The organism is Kitasatospora sp. NPDC034035 (assembly GCF_055575755.1).
The window spans coordinates 202,195-220,695 of the sequence record NZ_JBVISA010000008.1 but is presented as its reverse complement, the minus strand read 5'-3'; the positions used below and the strand labels follow the sequence as shown (position 1 = coordinate 220,695).

General features: G+C 72.5%; 20 protein-coding genes and 2 pseudogenes. 12 read left to right on the top strand and 10 right to left on the bottom strand.

Annotated features, from left to right (window positions below; all coding sequences use genetic code 11):
* Positions 1–143 precede the first annotated feature (143 nt).
* Positions 144–536 (top strand): PPOX class F420-dependent oxidoreductase, encoded by a 393-nt coding sequence (locus ACZ52J_RS14255; RefSeq protein ID WP_360499340.1) that lies wholly within the window; start codon positions 144–146, stop codon positions 534–536.
* Here the strand turns inward: ACZ52J_RS14255 and ACZ52J_RS14250 are convergent.
* Positions 523–1,101, bottom strand: coding sequence for a hypothetical protein (locus tag ACZ52J_RS14250; protein ID WP_465618618.1), 579 nt, complete (start codon positions 1,099–1,101; stop codon positions 523–525). The genes ACZ52J_RS14255 and ACZ52J_RS14250 overlap by 14 nt on opposite strands.
* Before the next feature lie 74 nt (positions 1,102–1,175).
* Here ACZ52J_RS14250 and ACZ52J_RS14245 point away from each other — a divergent pair, with 74 nt between their 5' ends.
* The gene (locus tag ACZ52J_RS14245; RefSeq protein WP_465618616.1) at positions 1,176–2,075 is read left to right on the top strand and encodes an aminoglycoside phosphotransferase family protein; all 900 of its coding nucleotides are present in this window, start codon (positions 1,176–1,178) and stop codon (positions 2,073–2,075) included.
* 3 nt (positions 2,076–2,078) lie between these two features.
* Here ACZ52J_RS14245 and ACZ52J_RS14240 read toward each other — a convergent pair whose 3' ends face one another.
* Complete coding sequence (locus ACZ52J_RS14240; protein WP_465618614.1) at positions 2,079–2,987, bottom strand: LysR family transcriptional regulator; 909 nt, start codon at positions 2,985–2,987, stop codon at positions 2,079–2,081.
* A 72-nt stretch (positions 2,988–3,059) separates the two neighbouring features.
* Here ACZ52J_RS14240 and ACZ52J_RS14235 point away from each other — a divergent pair, with 72 nt between their 5' ends.
* From ACZ52J_RS14235 to ACZ52J_RS14210, 6 genes are all read left to right on the top strand, one after another.
* Positions 3,060–3,449 carry a RidA family protein gene (locus ACZ52J_RS14235; protein ID WP_465618612.1) on the top strand — a complete coding sequence of 130 codons (390 nt, stop codon included), beginning with the start codon at positions 3,060–3,062 and terminating at the stop codon, positions 3,447–3,449.
* Between the two features lie 131 nt (positions 3,450–3,580).
* Positions 3,581–4,093 (top strand): DUF6232 family protein, encoded by a 513-nt coding sequence (locus ACZ52J_RS14230; RefSeq protein WP_465618610.1) that lies wholly within the window; start codon positions 3,581–3,583, stop codon positions 4,091–4,093.
* A complete protein-coding gene (locus tag ACZ52J_RS14225; RefSeq protein ID WP_465618608.1) occupies positions 4,090–4,413 on the top strand; it encodes a hypothetical protein in 324 nt (107 codons plus the stop codon). Before ACZ52J_RS14230 ends, ACZ52J_RS14225 begins: the two co-directional genes overlap by 4 nt.
* A gap of 69 nt (positions 4,414–4,482) precedes the next feature.
* Positions 4,483–5,121 carry a TetR/AcrR family transcriptional regulator gene (locus tag ACZ52J_RS14220; protein WP_360499326.1) on the top strand — a complete coding sequence of 213 codons (639 nt, stop codon included), beginning with the start codon at positions 4,483–4,485 and terminating at the stop codon, positions 5,119–5,121.
* Positions 5,122–5,144: 23 nt separating this feature from the next.
* A complete protein-coding gene (locus tag ACZ52J_RS14215) occupies positions 5,145–5,879 on the top strand; it encodes a tyrosine-protein phosphatase (RefSeq protein ID WP_465618606.1) in 735 nt (244 codons plus the stop codon).
* Between the two features lie 103 nt (positions 5,880–5,982).
* Positions 5,983–6,543: a DinB family protein gene (locus tag ACZ52J_RS14210; RefSeq protein ID WP_465618604.1), complete on the top strand. Its 561-nt coding sequence runs from the start codon at positions 5,983–5,985 to the stop codon at positions 6,541–6,543.
* A gap of 157 nt (positions 6,544–6,700) precedes the next feature.
* On the opposite strand, the pseudogene ACZ52J_RS14205 reads toward ACZ52J_RS14210, so the two are convergent.
* Positions 6,701–7,531: pseudogene (locus ACZ52J_RS14205) on the bottom strand (pentapeptide repeat-containing protein); the annotation flags it as partial.
* A gap of 129 nt (positions 7,532–7,660) precedes the next feature.
* Here ACZ52J_RS14205 and ACZ52J_RS14200 point away from each other — a divergent pair.
* Positions 7,661–8,317, top strand: coding sequence for a GNAT family N-acetyltransferase (locus ACZ52J_RS14200; RefSeq protein WP_465618602.1), 657 nt, complete (start codon positions 7,661–7,663; stop codon positions 8,315–8,317).
* Positions 8,318–8,364: 47 nt separating this feature from the next.
* Here ACZ52J_RS14200 and ACZ52J_RS14195 read toward each other — a convergent pair whose 3' ends face one another.
* Both ACZ52J_RS14195 and ACZ52J_RS14190 read right to left on the bottom strand, forming a co-directional pair.
* Positions 8,365–9,150 (bottom strand): SGNH/GDSL hydrolase family protein, encoded by a 786-nt coding sequence (locus tag ACZ52J_RS14195; protein WP_465618600.1) that lies wholly within the window; start codon positions 9,148–9,150, stop codon positions 8,365–8,367.
* A 325-nt stretch (positions 9,151–9,475) separates the two neighbouring features.
* Positions 9,476–9,829 (bottom strand): annotated as a pseudogene (locus ACZ52J_RS14190) (winged helix-turn-helix transcriptional regulator); the annotation flags it as partial.
* Positions 9,830–9,926: 97 nt separating this feature from the next.
* On the opposite strand from ACZ52J_RS14190, the gene ACZ52J_RS14185 reads away from it, so the two are divergent.
* Together ACZ52J_RS14185 and ACZ52J_RS14180 are read left to right on the top strand one after the other, a co-directional pair.
* Positions 9,927–11,141 carry a pyridoxal phosphate-dependent aminotransferase gene (locus ACZ52J_RS14185; protein WP_360499315.1) on the top strand — a complete coding sequence of 405 codons (1,215 nt, stop codon included), beginning with the start codon at positions 9,927–9,929 and terminating at the stop codon, positions 11,139–11,141.
* Between the two features lie 21 nt (positions 11,142–11,162).
* The gene (locus ACZ52J_RS14180) at positions 11,163–11,495 is read left to right on the top strand and encodes a YnfA family protein (protein WP_360499313.1); all 333 of its coding nucleotides are present in this window, start codon (positions 11,163–11,165) and stop codon (positions 11,493–11,495) included.
* A 72-nt stretch (positions 11,496–11,567) separates the two neighbouring features.
* Here the strand turns inward: ACZ52J_RS14180 and ACZ52J_RS14175 are convergent, their stop codons facing one another.
* The 4 genes from ACZ52J_RS14175 to ACZ52J_RS14160 form a co-directional block, all read right to left on the bottom strand.
* Positions 11,568–13,235 (bottom strand): purple acid phosphatase family protein, encoded by a 1,668-nt coding sequence (locus tag ACZ52J_RS14175; protein ID WP_360499311.1) that lies wholly within the window; start codon positions 13,233–13,235, stop codon positions 11,568–11,570.
* Between the two features lie 209 nt (positions 13,236–13,444).
* The gene (locus ACZ52J_RS14170) at positions 13,445–13,696 is read right to left on the bottom strand and encodes a hypothetical protein (protein ID WP_360499309.1); all 252 of its coding nucleotides are present in this window, start codon (positions 13,694–13,696) and stop codon (positions 13,445–13,447) included.
* A 115-nt stretch (positions 13,697–13,811) separates the two neighbouring features.
* Positions 13,812–14,240: a (2Fe-2S) ferredoxin domain-containing protein gene (locus ACZ52J_RS14165; RefSeq protein ID WP_465618597.1), complete on the bottom strand. Its 429-nt coding sequence runs from the start codon at positions 14,238–14,240 to the stop codon at positions 13,812–13,814.
* A 97-nt stretch (positions 14,241–14,337) separates the two neighbouring features.
* Entirely contained in the window at positions 14,338–15,993 is a 1,656-nt protein-coding gene (locus ACZ52J_RS14160) for an FAD-binding dehydrogenase (protein ID WP_465618595.1), read from the bottom strand.
* A gap of 335 nt (positions 15,994–16,328) precedes the next feature.
* Between ACZ52J_RS14160 and ACZ52J_RS14155 the strand changes: the two genes are divergently transcribed.
* Positions 16,329–17,267, top strand: coding sequence for an SGNH/GDSL hydrolase family protein (locus tag ACZ52J_RS14155; RefSeq protein ID WP_465618593.1), 939 nt, complete (start codon positions 16,329–16,331; stop codon positions 17,265–17,267).
* A gap of 123 nt (positions 17,268–17,390) precedes the next feature.
* On the opposite strand, the gene nicT is transcribed toward ACZ52J_RS14155, so the two are convergent.
* A complete protein-coding gene (nicT, locus tag ACZ52J_RS14150) occupies positions 17,391–18,491 on the bottom strand; it encodes a Nickel transporter NicT (RefSeq protein WP_360499302.1) in 1,101 nt (366 codons plus the stop codon).
* Positions 18,492–18,501: the final 10 nt, after the last annotated feature.

Below are 18,501 nucleotides of genomic sequence, written 5' to 3'. Positions count from 1 at the left end.
GCTTTCGCCGTTACGCCCTGCATTCTGGCAGGTGCCGACGACGACGCCCGGCCGTACCCGGGGCGGCCGGGCGTGGCGTGCCCGGCCGGCGGCCCCAAGAAGGCTCAAGCGATGCCCAGTTGCCGCTTCCTAGGCTGGCGGGCATGGACACTCTGGACGCTGCCGCCGAGGTGGAGCGGCTCGCCGCCGCCAAGTACCTGCTGTTCACCACCTACCGGAGGAACGGCACCCCGGTCGCCACCCCGGTCTGGGTCGCGCGGGACGGCGACGCGCTGGTCTTCACCACCGTGACGAAGACCGGCAAGGTCAAGCGCCTGCGCAACCGCTCCGACGTGCTGGTCGGCCCGAGCGACATCCGCGGCAACCTGCTCGGCGCCCAGGTCCCGGCCACCGCCGTGCTCGACCCGGCCCGGGCGCCCGCCTACCGCAAGCTGCTGCGGCGCAAGTACGGGCTGCTGTGCGCGATCGCGCTGACCGCGAACGTGCTGCGCTTCGGCAAGGGCGGCACGGTCGGGGTGCGGGTCACTCCAGTGTGAGCGAGCCGTCGGGCCGGCCGTCGGCGGCGAGGTCGATCACCGTCGTCCGGCTGCCGTAGGTCAGCCTGATCCGGTCCGGGCCGTCCCAGGCGGCGTCGACCCCGTCGCCGTACCGGAAGCCCGCGTAGGCGACCTGCCAGCGGCGGGTGGTCAGGCCGGTGCCCTGGTCGACGAAGACCCACTGGGCGGTGCTGAGCATCCCGGGCTCCTCCTGCCGGACGATCCGCCGGTCGGAGCGGTCGGGTGCCGGCCGCGTCGCGGTGGACCGCGGGTCGTCGAGGAAGATCCACAGCGGCACCGTCGCCGCGGCCGTCAGCAGCACGCCGACGCCCAGGACCACCCGGATCCAGGCCGACCAGGTGACGCAGTACAGCACCACCAGCAGCAGCGGCAGCGCGACGGTGCACAGCAGCAGCGGCCGGTCGAACCAGTCGCGCAGCACCAGCAGGCCGCCCGGGCGCTCGCTGTATTGCCCGACCGCACCGAGCAGGACGAGCAGCGCCAGCACGGCCAGGGCCGCGTGCAGGGCCCGGCGTTCTCCCGGCGTCCGCTGACTGATCACCATGCCGTCAGCCTATAAGTCCGCACACTTCGGGAATACGCCTGAACGAAAACGGCCGGAGCTGTACGCTGCCGGGCATGTGCGCTGCCACCCGGATGCACCCCAACGAGCCGGTGGTCGACGCGGCCCTGGTGAGACGCCTGATCTCCGCCCAGTTCCCGCAGTGGGAGCGCCTTCCCATCACGCCGGTCGGCTCCGCCGGGACGGACAACGCGATGTTCCGCCTCGGGCCCGAACTCGCCGTCCGGCTGCCCCGGGTGGAGTGGGCGGCCGGAGACGTCCGCCGGGAGCACCAGTGGCTGCCCCGGCTGGCACCACGGCTGCCGCGGCCGGTCCCCGCCCCGCTCGCGATCGGCCGGCCCGCTGCGGGCTACCCGTGGGAGTGGTCGGTGCGGCACTGGATCGACGGCGTCAACCCCGCGGTCGGCGTCCTCGCCGCGCCCGACGCGCTCGCCCGCGACCTGGCCGGCTTCGTCAACGCCCTGCGCACCGTCAACCCGACCGACGCCCCGGCCGGCCACCGCAGCGTCCCGCTCGCCTCCCGGGACGGCGCGACCCGCGCGGCCATCGCCCAGCTCGCCGGCTCCATCGACACCGCGGCCGCAACCGCCCTGTGGGACAAGGCCCTGCGCCTGCCCGACTACGCCGGACCGCCGGTCTGGATGCACGGCGACCTCACCCCCGGCAACCTGCTGGTCTCCCGGACCGGCCGGCTCGCCGCGGTCATCGACTTCGCCCTGATGGGCGTCGGCGACCCGACCGCCGACCTGATCGCCGCCTGGAACCTGCTGCCCGCCGCCGCCCGCCCCGCCTTCCGCGCCGCCCTGCGCGCCGACGACGCCATGTGGGCCCGCGGCCGCGCCTGGGCCTTCTCGATCGCCCTGGTGACGATCCCGTACTACCGGCACACCGACCAAGCCCTGACCGCCAACGCCCGCCACGTCGTCCGCGAGGTGCTCGCCGACCGCAGCGTCTAGAGCCTAGGGCTCCGCCTGCTGCTCCTCGTCGACGGCCGCGAGCAGGTGGCGCACCAGGGGGTTGGGGTCGTTGGCACGCCAGGCGACGGCGACCCGGGTGCGGGCGGTGCCGGGCTCGACGCGGCGGAAGGCGACGCCCCGCAGGCGGATCCGCCGGATGCTCGCCGGGGCCAGCGAGACGCCCAGTCCGGCCCCGACCAGCGCGCACACCGTCTGCCACTCCACCGCGTGCTGCCCGATCCGCGGGATGAAGCCCGCCCCGGCGCACAGGCCGGTGATCCGGTCGTACAGCTGCGGCCCGTCCTCCCGGGGCAGCAGCACGAACGGCTCGTCCGCCAACTCCGCGAGCCGGGCGGTCCGTCGGCGGGCCTGCGGATGGTGCGCCGGCAGCACGGCCACGAACGGCTCGGTGAGGATCGTCCGGAAGCGCAGCTCCGGCTCGTCCGTCGGCGGTTCGCGCAGCAGCCCCACGTCGATGCTCCGGTCGTGCAGCGCGGCGAGCTGCGGCGCGCTGGTCATCTCGCGCACGTCCAGGTGCACGGCGGGCCGGCGCTGCCGGAAGGTGTCCAGCAGGCCGGGCAGGACGGTCAGGGCGAGGGAGGCGGAGAAGCCGATCCGCAGCCGGCCGGCCTCGCCGCTGCCGACGGCGCGGGCGGCGGCCAGCGCGTCCGCGAGGTCGGTCAGGGCCCGCCGTGCGGCGGGCAGGAGTTCGCGGCCGGCCGGGGTGAGGGCGACGCCGCCGGGGTCGCGCCGGAACAGCGGGTGGCCGACCTTCTCCTCCAGTCGCCGGATCTGCTGGCTCAGCGGCGGCTGGGCGATGCCGAGGCGGGCGGCGGCGTGGCCGAAGTGCAGTTCCTCGGCGAGCACGGCGAAGGCGTGCAGCTGTGGGAGGGGAAGTTCGGGGCGCTCCATACCTCCAGGGATATCAGATCATCCCGCTCGGAGTGTTGGACGTATCCCCGCAGCCCACCTAGCGTTCCCGGCATGACAGAGCGACGCGCGATCCTCAGCGGTTCGACCTTCGAGGAGCAGATCGGCTACGCCCGTGCCGTGGTGGACGGCGACTGGGTCCACGTGTCCGGGACGACCGGGTTCGACTACACGGCCATGACCATCTCCGAGGACGTGGTCGAGCAGGCCGAGCAGTGCCTGCGCAACATCGCGGCCGCGCTGGCCGAGGCGGGCTGCGGCTTCACCGACGTGGTCCGGGTGCGCTACCTGCTGCCCAAGCGCGCGGACTTCGAGCCCTGCTGGCCGGTCCTGCGCCGCTGCTTCGGCGACGTCCGCCCGGCCGCCACGATGCAGGTGTGCGGGCTCGCCGACCCCCGGATGCGGATCGAGATCGAAGTCACCGCCCGTCGGGCGGCGTCCTGACCCGCCCTTCTGACTTTCCCTCCTGACCCGCCCTCCTGACTCTTCCTCCTGAGCCGCCCTCTTGACTCCACGTCACGATGTCGGCGTCGGTTGCTATGGTTCCTGTGCCACTAGGGGCAGGGGGAACGGACTTGACACGGAACGTGATCGACGTCAGTGTGAGCCGGCGGGTGCTGTGGATCGGTGGCGACGCGTACCCGCTGCAGCACATCGCCCGGGCGCGGCAGCTGGTCTGGTGGCCGCCCAAGCGCTCGCGGACGATCATCCGGTTCGTCCGGCAGCTGTTCGCGCTGGTGTTCGCCACCGCCACCCTCGGCGCGCTCGTCCAGAACTCCCTCGAGAAGTCGCAGGCGGCGGTCGTCCCCGGCTTGCTGGTGCTCGTCGGTCTGGTCTTCATCGTCTACCGTCTGGTCGCCAGGCTGCGCCAGCGGGCGCTGTACAAGCTGGTCATCGAGACCTCCAACTCCTCGACCACCGCGGTGGTGAGCCACGACCCGCGGCAGATCGGCGACCTGATCCAGATGATCATGGACGCGATCGACAACCCCCAGGCCGAGTTCGCCCTCCAGGTGGAGAACGTCCACATCGGAGACCGGATCAACCAGTACGGCAACCACAACACAGGGAAGCAGGTCGGCCGATGAGCGGCGACATCCACTTCGGCGACTCCGTCACCCAGCACGGCGACCACAACATCGGCATCGTCAAGCACCAGGCCCCGGCCGACCCCCGGGCGGCGATGCGCGAACTCGTCGCCGCCGTGCACGCGTTGCGCGGGCAGGTCCCGGCGGAGGACCGCGAGGTGCTGGACGAGTCACTGGAGGCCATCGGCGACGGCACCGGCACGCCGCCGTCCGTCCTGCGCCGCGCGCTGCGGAACATCTCCGGCGTCGCCTCCCTGGTGACGGCGGGCGCCCCGGTGGTGGAGTCGATCCGCCGGATCCTGGAGTCGATCAACTCCTGACGGCGCCGCGCCGACAGGGCGACCGGGTCAAAACCCTTCCCGAGTCAAGGTTTCTGCTAGCCTGACGGCATGAGCGGACTGCGTGAGCGCAAGAAGGAGCAGACCCGGCGGGCCATCTCCGAGGCGGCCATCGCGCTCTTCCTGGAGCACGGCTTCGACCAGGTGTCGGTGGCGGAGGTCGCGGCGGCCGCCGAGGTCTCCAAGCCGACCCTGTTCTCCTACTTCCCCAGCAAGGAGGACCTGGTCGTCCACCGCTTCGCCGACCACCAGGAACAGGCCGCCGAGGTCGTCCGCAACCGGCTCGCCGGCGAACCGGTGCTCGACGCCCTGCTCCGGGACTTCCTGACCGGCCTGACCCGGCGCGACCCCGTCACCGGTCTCAACGACCACCCCGCCGTCCTCGCCTTCACCGCCCTCGTCTACGGCACCCCGAGCCTGGCCGCCCGGGTCGGCGAGTACGTGGCCCGCGCCGAACGGTCCCTGGCCGACGCCCTGCGCGAGGCCCCCGACCTCCCCGAGCCCCGCGAGCTCACCGCCGCACTGCTCGCCGCCCAGGTCACCGCCACCCAGCGCGTCCTCGCCCTGCACAACTGGCGCCGCATCCAGGACGGCCGCACCCCCGACGACCTGCACGCCGAGGCCGCCGGCGACGCCACCCGCGCCTTCGACCTCCTCGCCCACGGCTACGGCCGGCCCGCCGCCGGCTAGCGGCCTGTCCTAGAGTGCCGCGCATGACGACGCGTCACCACACCTTCGATGCCCTGCACAACTTCCGCGACCTGGGGGGCTATCCGGCCGCCGGAGGACGGTCCGTACGGTGGGGCCTGCTCTACCGCTCCGACTCGCTCGGCAAGCTCACCTCGCCCGCCGACCTCGACAAGCTCCGGGCCCTCGGCGTCCGGACCGTGATCGACCTCCGCTACCCCTGGGAGATCGCCGCCAAGGGCCGGGTGCCCGACGTCGACGGACTGGAATACCACAACCTGTCGATCGAGCACCGCCCCTACGACCAGGCCGAGATCGACCCGGAGCTCGACCCCTGGCGCTACCTCGCCGACCGCTTCGCCGAGGTCGCCGAGGACGGGGTGAAGGAGATCCGCCAGGTCCTGGACGTGATCGCGGCCGCCGACGCCCCGGTCGTCTTCCACTGCGCCTCCGGCAAGGACCGCACCGGGCTCATCGCCGCCCTGCTGCTCACCCTGCTGGGCGTCGCCGAGGACGACATCGCCGCCGACTTCGCCCTCACCGAGCTCGCCACCCCGCACTTCGTCGCCGACTGGCACGCCGCCCACCCCGACCGCGTCCTGCGCTGGCCCGGCTACGGCCGCGCCCCGGAGACCGTCATCCGCCTCACCCTCGCCGACCTCGCCGCCCGCTACGGCTCCGTCGACGGCTACCTCACCGGCACCCTCGGCATCGACCGTGACCGGGTCGCCGATCTGCGCGCCCGCCTGCTCACCGACTGAGCCGCGCCGTTGCCCGCACGGGAAGTCGGACCGGCCGACTTCCCGTGCGCCCGCGGCGATAACTCGGTGGCGGGCAGGGGCGGTTGCGACAACCATGCACGGTATGACCGAGCAACCCGCGCGATGGACCGAGGCGACCGTCTACCCCGACATGTGGGCCGACCCGGACGCCGACCCCCGCAACAGCGAAGGCCCCAGCCCCGACGGCGAACTCGGGACGCTGGAGGACTACCTGACGAACTACCGGCTGACCCTGCGGATGAAGTGCGAGGGCCTGGACGCCGAACAGCTGGCCCGCCGCTCGGTCCCGCCGTCGACGATGTCCCTGCTCGGGCTGGTCCGGCACCTGGCCGAGGTCGAGCGGGACTGGCGCAACTGGCTCACCGAGGACGAGCCGCTGCCCAAGCTCTACGGCACGCGGGACGCCGACTTCGAGGGGGCGGTGGCCGAACAGGCCGTGGTGGAGGCCTCGTTCCGGGACCTCGAACGCGAGCAGGCCGCGACGGACGCCGCGCTGGCGGGGTACGCCGACCTGGGCGAGCGGGTCGGGAAGGGCGGGATCGCGATCCGGGAGGTGCTGCTGCACCGGGTCGAGGAGTACGCCCGGCACTGCGGGCACGCCGACCTGCTGCGCGAGTGCGTCGACGGCCGGGTGGGCCAGTAGCCCCTGGGCCGCTCTAGTGGCGACGCCCCCGGGCCGGCCGGCCGCCGGACCTGCCGGAACCGGAACCGGAACCGGCCTCGGACCCGGACCCGGACCCGGCACCGGACCGGGACCGGGGCTTGGCCGCCGGGGCCGCCACCGGCAGCGCCGTGGTGGGCCAGTGGGCGGGGCGGGTGAGGCCGGCCGGGAGGCGGGTGGCGGCGTCGCCGCGGGCGGCGTGGAGCTGGGCCTGGGTGAGGAAGAGGGCCGTACTGAGGTCGGCTCCGGCCAGGTTGGTGTCGCGCAGGTCGGCGCCGATCAGGTCGGCGAGCCGCAGGTCGGCGCCGGCGAGGTCGGCGGCCACCAGGAGCGCCCCGCGCAGGTTGGCGCCCCGCAGGTCGGCGCCGCGCAGGCGGGCGCCGAAGAAGTCGCCGCCGCGGTGTTCGCGGCGGCGCGGGACGGCGGCGCGGACGAGTTCGCCGGCGCGCAGCAGGAGCTCGCTGACACGCTGCCGGTGGGCCGGGACGTCGACGGCGAGGATCTCCTCGGGGGTGCCGCCGGCCAGCCGGTCGGTCTCTTCCAGGGCCTGTCGCAGCTCGGCATGGAGGGGGCGGGCGGGCTCGAAGGTGAGCGCCTCGGTGAGGTACTGGAGGAGTTCGTGCAGCTGCCGCACGATCGGGAAGACCTCGAACATCGGCCCGGCGCTGTCCGGCTCCTCGCGCCAGCTGCGGCCGCCGAAGGTCACCTGGGAGACCCGCTGCCCGGCGCCGAAGCAGTCGTAGACGGTGCAGCCCGGGAAGCCGCTCTCGCGCAGCCGCGCGTGGATGCCGCAGCTGAAGTCGGTCTGCAGGTTGCGGCAGGGGGTGCCGGCGGACTTGTTCATGGCGAAGTCGGTGCCGGCGGTGAACGGCAGGGCGGCGCAGCAGAGCCCGAAGCAGCTGCCGCAGTCGGACTGGAGCGGGGTCGGCGCGGCCGCCGTGGGGTCCTGCGGCGGCTGGGTCTCGCGCACGTTCCGGGGTCCTTCCAACTGGGCGCCGGTGCGGCGCCGTGAACCCCGAAATCCTACTGGGCAGACCACCCGAACCGCCTGTAAGGTATGAACTGCACAAGTGACTATTACATGCAAAGGGTGGGCATCATGACGGAGCCGGGCATCAGGGAACTGGTCCGGATGTGGATCTCGGGCTGGGCCGTCTCGCGCGGCTCCGCCGAGCCGGTGGACCAGCCCTGGGGCTGGAGCATCGACGTCGGCGCGCCGGTCGGGGAGGTGGGCCGGCACGTGCTGCCCGAGCCGACCGAGGCCGAGGTCCGCAAGATCGCCGAGGCCACCACCGCGCCGACCACCTGGCTGAAGCTGTTCGCCGAGGGCGACACCGTGCGCCCCTGGCTGGGCCCGCAGTGGCGGCTGGACGCGCCGGGCTTCCTGATGAGCGTCCCGCTCGCCCCCGAGCGGCCCGAGCCCCCGGCCGGCCACACCGTGACCATCTGGGAGCGCGGCGGAGTGCTCCGGACGCTGGTGCGCACCGAGGCCGGGCATCCGGCGGCCCGCGGCCAGGCGGGCCTGGCCGGCCCGGTGGCCGTCCCCGACCAGATCACCACGGTGCCCGAGTTCCGCCGCCGGGGCCTGGGCGCCCTCGTGATGCGGACGCTGCAGTCCGCCGCGTACGAGCGGGGCGCGCGCACCGGCGTACTGGTCGGCACCCCGGAGGGACAGGCGCTCTACACCGCGCTCGGCTGGACCACCCACGCCCCGATGGCGAGCCTGGTCCTGGAGCCGAAGCCGGCTGCGGCCTAGGGGCTGCCTTCGAACTCGCCCCGCAGGCGGGAGCTTGAAGGCAGCCGCTACGAGTACGGCAGCAGCTCGGCCCGCTTCGGCGGGCGGCCGTCGCCGGAGGAGCGGCCGGTCAGGCGGCGGCCGATCCACGGGCCAAGGTGGGTGCGCAGCCAGCGGGCGTCGGCGCGCAGGCGCTCGGCGCGGCCGGGCGGGGCGGCGACGGGCAGCGGGGCGCGCCAGTCGAAGGAGGCGGGGCGGCCGAGCGCCTCCAGCACGCCCTCGGCGACCCGCCGGTGGCCTTCCGGCGAGAGGTGCAGCCGGTCCTCGGCCCACATGCGGCGGTCGTCGAAGCAGGGCGCGGAGAAGAGGTCGACCACGGCGAAGCCGTCCTGCCGGCCGAGTTCCTGCACGAAGGCCTTCATCCGCAGGATGGTGGGCAGCAACCGGGCGCCGCCCGCCATCCTGCGGGTGGGGTCGGTGCTGGTGAACAGGACGACGGTGGCGCCGGTGGCCCGCAGTTCGCGGGCGCAGTCGCCGAGCAGCCGTTCGACCCGGTCGATGTCGCAGCCGGGGCGCAGCACGTCGTTGAGGCCGCCGGCCAGGGTGACCAGGTCGGCGCCCATGGCGGCGGCCGGGGCGAGCTGCTCGTCGTGGATCTGGCCGATGAGCTTGCCGCGGACGGCGAGGTTGGCGTAGCGGAAGTGGCCGTCGGTGTGCTCCGCCGCCAGTGCCGAGGCGACCCGGTCGGCCCAGCCGCGGTAGTGGCCGTCGGGCAGCAGGTCGTCGCACATGCCTTCGGTGAAGGAGTCACCGAGGGCGACGTAGTCGACGTAGCTGCGATAGGGGGTGGGCACGGGCTGGCCTCCGCTCTCCTGGGACGGCTTCGCGGTCCGACGATCGTACGTGTGCGCCTGCGCGGCCCTGCGGGGAGGTCCCGCGTCAGGGCCCTGCGGGGAGGTCCCTGACCTCGGCGCTCATCGCGCGTCGAGCGTTCGTTTATCGGCCCGCGCCACCCTGGGGCCACGGGGCGGCGGCCGGCGACGGGGGCCTTGCCGCCGCCCCGCACCCCCCGCACCACACCTCCCCGGACCGCCCCGCCCGGACCGCCTCGCCGCGCCTCGCCTCGCCGGGTCGTCAGCCCGCGACCGCCGCCGCCTCGTCCCCCGCCTTGCGGGGCGTGAACCAGTGCTCGCGCACGGCGTCGGTGGGCCGCTGCTCGCCGAGGGCGGTCAGGCCCCACTCCCCCAGTGCCTCGATGACCGGCCGCAGTTCGCGCCCGCGCTCGGTCAGCTCGTAGACCGTCGCGTTGGCCGGTCGTTCCAGTCGCCGCCGCGTGGCCAGCCCCTCGCCCTCCAGTTGCTTGAGCCGGGCGGCCAGGATGTCGGTGGAGACTCCGGGCAGGTCGGCGTGCAGGTCGGTGTAGCGGCGGGGGCCGCCGAGGAGTTCACGGACGATCAGGAGGCTCCAGCGTTCCCCCACCGCGTCCAGGGCGCGGGCGACGGCGCAGTACTGGTCGTAGCTTCGGCGTGACATGTGGATCAGCATAGCCAAAAGGTTGGACTTTCCAAGTGCCAACTTGGTAGAACAAAGCAGAAGCAACGGAGCGGTGGTGACGGTCGGGAGGCCGCAGGTGGAGTTTCGACAGTCCAGCAAGCTGAATGACGTGTGCTACGAGATCCGGGGCCCGGTGGTCGACCAGGCCAACGCCCTGGAGGAGGCCGGGCACACCGTCCTCCGGCTGAACACCGGCAACCCGGCACCGTTCGGCTTCGAGGCGCCCGAGGAGATCATCCAGGACATCATCCGCAACCTGCCCAAGGCGCACGGCTACAGCGACTCGCGCGGCATCCTGCCGGCCCGCCGCGCCGTGGTGCAGTACTACCAGCAGCGCGGGGTCCAGGGCGTCACCGTCAACGACGTCTACCTCGGCAACGGCGCCTCCGAGCTGATCCAGATGTCCGTCACCGCGCTGGTGGACGACGGCGACGAGGTGCTCGTGCCGATGCCCGACTACCCGCTCTGGACCGCCGTGGTCCGACTGGCCGGCGGCAAGGCCGTGCACTACCTGTGCGACGAAGAGGCCGAGTGGTACCCGGACCTGGACGACATCGCCGCCAAGATCACCCCCCGCACCAAGGCGATCGTCGTCATCAACCCCAACAACCCCACCGGCGCGGTCTACCCGAAGGAACTGCTGGAGGGCATCCTCGACCTGGCCCGCCGCCACCAGCTGATGGTCCTGGCCGACGAGATCTACGACAAGATCCTCTACGACGGCACCGAGCACCACTGCCTCGCCGCCCTCGCCGACGACGTGCTCACCCTCACCTTCAACGGCCTCTCCAAGTCCTACCGGGTGGCCGGCTTCCGCAGCGGCTGGCTGGTCGTCTCCGGGCCCAAGCAGCACGCCACCGACTACCTGGAGGGCCTCACCATGCTCTCCGGCATGCGGCTGTGCCCCAACGTGCCCGCCCAGTACGCCGTCCAGGCCGCGCTCGGCGGCCACCAGTCCATCAACGACCTGGTGCTGCCCGGCGGCCGGCTCACCGAGCAGCGCGACATCGCGGTCAAGGCGCTCAACGAGATCCCCGGCGTCAGCTGCGTCAAGCCCAAGGGCGCCCTGTACGCCTTCGCCAAGCTGGACCCGGCGGTGCACCGGATCGTCGACGACGAGCAGTTCGTGCTGGACCTGCTGCTGCGCGAGAAGATCCACGTCGTCCAGGGCACCGGCTTCAACTGGCCCCGCCCGGACCACTTCCGCTTCGTCACCCTGCCCCGCGCCGACGACCTGGAGACCGCCGTCAACCGGATCGGCCGCTTCCTGGCGACGTACCGGCAGGGCTGACAGCACGTACGCTCACCGGTCATGACCGTCCTGCGCTCCGTCGCCCTGTTCGTCCTCGCCGCGCTCGCCGAGATCGGCGGCTGCTGGCTGGTCTGGCAGAGCGTGCGCGAGCAACGGCCCTGGTGGCTGGCCGGGTTGGGAGTGGTGGCGCTCGGCGCGTACGGCTTCGTCGCGGCGCTGCAGCCGGACAGCGCCTTCGGCCGGGTGCTGGCCGCGTACGGCGGGGTGTTCGTGGCCGGCTCACTGCTGTGGGGCGTGGCCGTGGACGGCTTCCGGCCGACCCGCTACGACGTGGTGGGCGCGCTGATCTGCCTGGCCGGGGTCGCCGTCATCATGTACGGCCCCCGGCGCTGAGCACCGGAGAGCCGACGCCGGTGCCCCGGGGTCGGAGTTCCGACCCCGGGGCACCGTCACGACCGCCCGGGACTACCAGCCCCAGCCGCCGCCCTCGCCGTCGTCGTCGCGGCCGGAGTCCCAGCCCTCGCCGACCTTGCGCAGGATCGAGTAGTTGTCGATCTGCGTGCCGTCCTCGGCCAGCGCGGTGACCTTCATGACCGACTTCTGACCCAGGTGCGCCGGGGTGACGTCGACCTTGATGAAGGAGTAGCCGGTGTAGCGCACCCGCGACCACTGGATGGTCTCGGGGGTCTTCACCCGGCCCTTGCCCCAGTAGTAGGTGGCGACCTCGTCCCGGTGGTTCTCGTGCCCCTCGTAGGTGTCCGGCACGTCGAACTTGTACAGGCTGCGGCCGGCCGCGCCCGCGGTCACGTAGACCACACCGTCCTTCTCGGGCTCGATGGTGGCGCCGCTCGGCACCTGCTTCGAGACCTTGTTGCCCAGGATGGCGTCGGTGCGCTCGTAGATGTGGTTGTGGCCGTTGATGACCAGGTCCACCCGGTACTTCTCGAACAGCGGCACCCAGGCCTCGCGGACGCCGCCCTCGGAGGCGTGCGCGACGGTGGTGGAGAAGGCGCAGTGGTGGAAGAAGACCACGACGAAGTCGATGGTCTCGTCGTTGCGCAGGTCCTTGAGGGTGCGCTCCAGCCACTTGGTCTGCTTGCCCGCCGAGAGGCCCAGGTTGGCCGGGATCTCGTAGGAGACGTCGTTGGCGTCCAGGGAGATGACGCCGACGTTCTTGTAGCGGAAGGTGTAGACGCCGGGCACGGTGCGCGGGTCCGGGCCGTTGTTCGGCAGGAAGAAGCGGGTGTTCTCGCCGCCGTAGCCGTTGGGCGAGTACCAGGCCTCGACGTCGTGGTTGCCGTAGGCGACCATCCACGGGATCTCGGCGGCGACCGTCTCGGTCTGGACCAGGAAGTCGTCCCAGGTCTTCGCGTTGTAGACGGACTTGTCCGGGTCGGTGCCGGAACCGGCCGGGTCGGCGTAGCAGATGTCGCCGGCGTGCAGGTGGAAGGCCGGCTTCTGGGCCTTGATGATGTGGTCGTTGCCCGCCGCGTGCGAGCTGACGCCCTGGTCGCCGAAGGCGGTGAAGGTGAACGGCTCGTACACCTTGCCCCAGCGGTGGTCGCGGGAGGGCGCGGTGCGGAAGGTGTGCAGGGTGGAGATCTGCTGCTGCGAGGCGGGGTCGAAGCCCTCGTGGCCGACACCGTAGTAGTACGTGGTGTCGGGGTGCAGGTCCTCCAGCGCCACGTGCAGGTAGTACTGGTCCACCGGCTGGCTGCCGGGGGTCAGCGCCGGGGTGTGCAGGGCGCGGACCTCGGCCTGCACCTTGTGGCTGAGCTCCCAGGGGGTCTTGCCGAAGCGCAGGAACGGCTTCTTGACCGGCGCCGGGACCTGCCAGGAGACCCGGAACTGGGTGTCCGGCTCGGGGCCGAACTGGAGGTGGCGACCGACCGGCGCGACCAGCGAACCGTCGATCCCGTCCGTCGTGCCGCCCGTCAGCAGCTGCGGGCCGGCCGGCGCCGCGAAGGCGGTGCCGCCGCCCAGGGCGCCGCCGACGGCGACGGCGCCGACGGTCACGGCACCGGCACGCAGCATCCGGCGGCGGGAGAAGCGGGCCCGCAGGTACTCGTGCTGCTCGGCCGTGCTCATGCGGTCGGCAAGCTTGGCCGGCACGCCCATGTTGGGGATATCCATGCGCGGGACTCTGTCAGCGGCGCGTGGATCGCACGCGGACGCGCGGTGAACGGGTCGCAGCGTGCCCCCCATTCGAACGCCAATGTTCGACCATGGTTCGGTAAAGGGCATGTCCGCGTCGATCCGACGCCGGATCATGACCGCCACCGGCGACGCCACCTGAGCGGATGTCGACGGATACCACGACGAGGGGGGAACGTGCCGGAGGGTCAGGAGGGTTCGTCCCACTGCGTGGCGGTCCGGTTGCCGGTGCCGTCGCAGGTGCGGCAGATCTCGTCCCGGTAGGCGTGCTTGGCGCCGGTCGCGTCCACCCGGTAACGCACGTACTCCCCGGTGCCGTCACACAGGAAGCAGTTGCCGCCCCCGCCGCCCACCTCGGTGGTGCCGGTGCCCTGGCAGGTCCGGCAGCTGAGGCCGGCGGTCCGGCCGGTGCCCGCGCAGATCCGACAGACCGTCGTCATCGTCTTCCTCCCTCGCGCGGAACGGCTCGACGCCACCGGTCATGGTAGTGGTGCGGGCCGCCGAACCACCCCGGGGCCGACGATCTGACAATCGATCAGGATTCCGACCCCGAAGTCACTCCGGCAGGGCCTCACGGACCCGGCGGGAGACCGAGATCAGCTGGAGGTCGAGCAGACCGGGCGGGTCGGCGAGGCCGGGGCCGCCCGCGCGCACCCAGGTCGCTATGTCGTCGATCATCTCGTCCATCAGCACGAAGCCGAGCCAGACCGGCCGCCCGCCCGCGGCCCGGCCCTCACCGGAAGGGCCGACCACCACCACGTTGGACTGGCTGCACACGTCCAGGCACTTGACGGCCCGGACCCGGCCCGCTTCTCCCACCGCCGTCCGCAGCCGCTCGTACTGCCCCGCGTGGTCCACGCCGGGGTGCTTCGCCTCGGTGCCGCAGCAGCAGCCGCGGCAGACCGTGACGGTCACCGGGGAGCCGGCGCCCCGCTTCCGGTCGTGGCCCTGGGCGCCGTCGCGGTCGCGGTCTCGGCGGCTCATCGGTTCTGGTACCCCTCGTGGTCGGCGGCGCGCTCTGCACCCGCACTGTATCCCCGGGGCCGAGCCGCCCCCCCACCGCCCGCTGCCCCGGCGTCCGTCATCCCACCGCCCGGGCCGCGGCCCGCCCCGCCGTACGGCCCGAGAACAGGCACCCGCCGAGGAACGTCCCCTCCAGCGAGCGGTAGCCGTGCACGCCCCCGCCGCCGAAGCCCGCCGCCTCGCCCGCCGCGTACAGCCCCGGCAGCACCTCCCCGTCCGGCCGCAGCACCCGCGAGGACAGGTCGGTCTCGAGCCCGCCCAGCGACTTGCGGGTCAGGATGTTGAGCCGGACGGCGATCAGCGGGGCGGCGTCGGGGTCGAGGACGCGGTGCGGGGCGGCGGTGCGGACGAGCTTGTCGCCGAGGTAGCGGCGGGCGCCGTGGATGGCGGTGACCTGGAGGTCCTTGGCGAAGGGGTTGGCCAGCTGCCGGTCGCGGTCCTCGACGGTGCGGCGCAGCTCGTCGGGGTCGATCAGCGGCTCGCGGGTCTTGGCGTTCATGCCCCGGGCGAGGTCGGCGAGGTTGCCGGCGACGACGAAGTCCCGGCCGTGCCGCAGGTGGCCGCGGACCGGTCCGGGGGCGCCGGGCAGGGTGCGGCCGAGCACGCCGCGCACGGATTTCCCGGTCAGGTCGGGGTTCTGTTCGGAGCCGGAGAGGGTGAACTCCTTCTCGATGATGCGCTGGTTGAGCACGAACCAGGTGTACTCGTACCCGGTGGACATGATGTGTTCGAGTGTCCCGAGGGTGTCGAAGCCGGGGAACAGCGGGACGGGCAGCCGTCGGCCGCGCGCGTCCAGCCAGAGCGAGGACGGGCCGGGGAGGATCCGGATGCCGTGGCGGGCCCAGATCGGATCGAAGTTCTCGATGCCCTCGGTGTAGTGCCACATCCGGTCGCCGTTGATCAGGCTGGCCCCGGCGGCGCCGGCGATGTCCAGCATCAGGCCGTCGACGTGCGCGGGCACGCCGGAGAGCATTCTGGCGGGTGGGGTGCCGAGCCGGGCGGGCCAGGCCTTGCGGACCAGGTCGTGGTTGCCGCCGATGCCGCCGGAGGTGACGACGACGGCTTGGGCGCGCAGTTCGAAGTGTCCGGCGACCTCGCGGGAGCTGGCCTCGCCGCGGGGGGCCGGGCTGGGCTCCAGCACCTCGCCGGTGACGGTGTCGACGGCGCCCGCGGTGGCGGTCAGTCCGGTGACGCGGTGTCGGAAGCGCAGGTCGACCAGTCCGCGCGCGGCGGCGTCGCGGACCCGGCGGACGAAGGGCGCCAGCAGTCCCGGGCCGGTGCCCCAGGTGATGTGGAAGCGCGGCACCGAGTTGCCGGGCCCGTCGGCGAGGAAGCCGCCGCGCTCGGCCCAGCCGACCACCGGGAAGAACCGCACGCCCATTCCGCGCAGCCAGGACCGCTTCTCGCCCGCCGCGAAGTCGACGTAGGCCTCGGCCCAGCGGCGGGGCCAGGCGTCTTCGGGGCGGTCGAAGCCGGCGGTGCCGAGCCAGTCCTGCCAGGCGAGGGCGTGCGAGTCGCGGATCCGCATCCGGCGCTGCTCGGGCGAGTCGACCAGGAAGAGGCCGCCGAAGGACCAGTGCGCCTGTCCGCCGAGCGAGGCCGCCGGTTCCTGGTCGAGCAGGATCACCTTCCGTCCGGCGTCGGCGAGTTCGGCGGTGGCGGCGAGGCCGGCGAGTCCCGCTCCGATGACGATGACGTCGGCGTCCAGGGCCATGCGCAGTCCTCCGTCGCGGCTCGCGGTGGCGGCGGGTGGGGGCACCGCCGTCGCTGTGCGCCCGATACTGCGGCCTGCGGTGACGTTCGGTCAACCATTGGTCGACCGGTTGGTGACAACCGCGTGCATGAATTCCGCTCCACACCGTTTCGGAAATACCTCCGATACACGGTGGAGCGAAATTCGAAATGTCACGCGACTCCATCTGACGGAATTTCGGCAATTTCTGCGCAAACCATGGACGCCCACGAAACCTGGCAGTAACTTACCTGCGAGTAGCTGTGGCCCGGCTCGGCACCACCCCCACCCGTCGTTTCTCTCCCCCAGGAGGAACCGTGCTCCGCCCTGCCCGGAATTCCCGGCACCTCCGCAATTCCACCGCGCTCGCCGCGGTCGCCCTCGGCGCCGCCCTGGCACTCACCTCCACCAGCGCCCAGGCCGCCACGCCCGCCCCGAAGCACCTCGTGGCACTCGGCGACTCCTACGCCGCCGGCGCCGGCGTACCCGGCCAGTCGGCCGGCCTCTGCCTGCGCTCCGACCACAACTACGGCCACCTGGTCGCCGCCGCCCTCAAGGCCGGCGCGTACACCGACGTGACCTGCGCCGCCGCCAAGGTCAAGGCGATGACGCAACCCCAGTACGACGCGTTCATCAAGGTCAACGACCCCCAGCTGGGCGCGGTGACCCCCGACACCGACCTGGTCACCCTCGGGATCGGCGGCAACGACCTCGCGGCCAGCGACCTCGGACTCGGCGAACTGGTCGCCACCTGCATCGCCGGCGCCGTCGTCAACCCGCTCGGAACGCCGTGCAAGGACGTGTACCACCACGGTTACTGGGACTGGAGCACGTGGTCCTGGCAGTACGGCAACGACGACCTGGCCGAGCGGATCACCACCACTATCGCCCCGCAGATCGCCGACACCCTCCAGCGCATCCACAGCAAGGCCCCCAAGGCCAAGGTACTGCTGGTCGGTTACCCGTCCGTGCTGCCCGCCGACGGCTCGTCCTGCGTGCTGCGCCAGCCCGTCACCCCCGGCGACGTCGAGTACATGCACGGCGTGCTCGACAAGCTGAACGCCGCGCTCAGGGCCACCGCGGCCGCGGGCGGCGCGACCTACGTCGACACCGCCACGCCGACCCTCGGACACGACGTCTGCTCGGACGACCGCTGGATCGAGGGCGCGCTGCCCGGCTCGCCCGCCGTGCCGTTCCACCCGAACGCGACCGGCGAGAAGGTGATGGCGGACGCGGTGCTCGCCGCGCTGCGGTAGGACCCGTCCCCAGGACCCGTCCCGCTCCCGGAAAGCCCCGAGGGGCCGGTGACCAGACCCCGGTCACCGGCCCCTCGGTTCGGGCCGCGCGTTGCTTCACCCGTGCGCTGCTCGGCTTGTGCGTCAGTCGGACTCGGCCGAGGCGGCGGCCAGCCCGGCCGACCACTTCTCCTCGACGTTGCCGAACTTCCAGTAGGCGATCGCCGCCGCCCAGGTGAGCACGAACAGCCCGACGATCGCGTAGCCGACGAAGTTGAGGTCCAGCGAGCCGATCCAGGCGATCGGCCCGCTGGTGATGTCCAGCTTCTCGCCGAGCAGGCCGATCAGCTCGACCGAGCCGATGACCAGCGCGACCAGCACCGACAGCCCGGTGACGGTCAGGTTGTAGTAGATCTTGCGGACCGGCTTGGAGAAGGCCCACTCGTAGGCGAAGTTCATGAACGAGCCGTCGATGGTGTCCAGCAGGCTCATCCCGGCCGCGAACAGGATCGGCAGTGTGAGCAGCGCGTACCAGGGCAGCGAGAATGCCGCCGCGCCGCCCGCCAGCACCAGCAGGGACACCTCCGTGGCGGTGTCGAAGCCCAGGCCGAACAGCAGGCCCACCGGGTACATGTGCCAGGGCTTGGTGACGGCCCTGGTCACCCGGCCGAGGATGCGGTTCATCAGCCCGCGCCGCTCCAGCTGGCGCTCCAGCTCGGCCTCGTCGTACTCGCCCACCCGCATCTTGCGGAAGACCTTGAGGATGCCGTTGAAGGCGCCCAGGTTGATCAGGCCGAGGAGCAGCAGGAAGGTGCCGGAGACGGTGACGCCGATCAGGCCCGTCATCTCGTGCAGCGTCGAGTCGTCGGACTCCACCTGGCCGGCCAGCGAGCGGATGCCGAAGGCCAGCAGCGCGCAGAGGCCGAAGACGATCGAGGAGTGCCCGAGCGAGAACCAGAAGCCGACCGACAGCGGCCGCTTGCCCTGGCCCATCAGCTTGCGGGTGGTGTTGTCGATGGCGGCGATGTGGTCGGCGTCGAAGGCGTGCCGCATGCCGAGGGTGTAGGCGGTCAGGCCCATGCCCGCGCCGAATACCTGGCCGCCGACGGTGTAGTGCTCGGGTGCGACGAGCGCGAGCAGGGTGAACCAGCCGACGACGTGCAGCGCGAGGATGAACCCGCCCATTCCGGCCAGGCGGATCCACTCCTCACGGGTGAGCCGGTCGCGCCAGCGAGGGGCGGTCATCATCGGGTCC

Coding starts and splice junctions, on each gene's coding strand:
- ACZ52J_RS14255 (WP_360499340.1), top strand. CDS start 144: ATGGACACTCTGGACGCTGCCGCCGAGGTGGAGCGGCTCGCCGCCGCC.
- ACZ52J_RS14250 (WP_465618618.1), bottom strand. CDS start 1,101: ATGGTGATCAGTCAGCGGACGCCGGGAGAACGCCGGGCCCTGCACGCG.
- ACZ52J_RS14245 (WP_465618616.1), top strand. CDS start 1,176: ATGTGCGCTGCCACCCGGATGCACCCCAACGAGCCGGTGGTCGACGCG.
- ACZ52J_RS14240 (WP_465618614.1), bottom strand. CDS start 2,987: ATGGAGCGCCCCGAACTTCCCCTCCCACAGCTGCACGCCTTCGCCGTG.
- ACZ52J_RS14235 (WP_465618612.1), top strand. CDS start 3,060: ATGACAGAGCGACGCGCGATCCTCAGCGGTTCGACCTTCGAGGAGCAG.
- ACZ52J_RS14225 (WP_465618608.1), top strand. CDS start 4,090: ATGAGCGGCGACATCCACTTCGGCGACTCCGTCACCCAGCACGGCGAC.
- ACZ52J_RS14220 (WP_360499326.1), top strand. CDS start 4,483: ATGAGCGGACTGCGTGAGCGCAAGAAGGAGCAGACCCGGCGGGCCATC.
- ACZ52J_RS14215 (WP_465618606.1), top strand. CDS start 5,145: ATGACGACGCGTCACCACACCTTCGATGCCCTGCACAACTTCCGCGAC.
- ACZ52J_RS14210 (WP_465618604.1), top strand. CDS start 5,983: ATGACCGAGCAACCCGCGCGATGGACCGAGGCGACCGTCTACCCCGAC.
- ACZ52J_RS14200 (WP_465618602.1), top strand. CDS start 7,661: ATGACGGAGCCGGGCATCAGGGAACTGGTCCGGATGTGGATCTCGGGC.
- ACZ52J_RS14180 (WP_360499313.1), top strand. CDS start 11,163: ATGACCGTCCTGCGCTCCGTCGCCCTGTTCGTCCTCGCCGCGCTCGCC.
- ACZ52J_RS14175 (WP_360499311.1), bottom strand. CDS start 13,235: ATGGATATCCCCAACATGGGCGTGCCGGCCAAGCTTGCCGACCGCATG.
- ACZ52J_RS14170 (WP_360499309.1), bottom strand. CDS start 13,696: ATGACGACGGTCTGTCGGATCTGCGCGGGCACCGGCCGGACCGCCGGC.
- ACZ52J_RS14165 (WP_465618597.1), bottom strand. CDS start 14,240: ATGAGCCGCCGAGACCGCGACCGCGACGGCGCCCAGGGCCACGACCGG.
- ACZ52J_RS14160 (WP_465618595.1), bottom strand. CDS start 15,993: ATGGCCCTGGACGCCGACGTCATCGTCATCGGAGCGGGACTCGCCGGC.
- nicT (WP_360499302.1), bottom strand. CDS start 18,491: ATGACCGCCCCTCGCTGGCGCGACCGGCTCACCCGTGAGGAGTGGATC.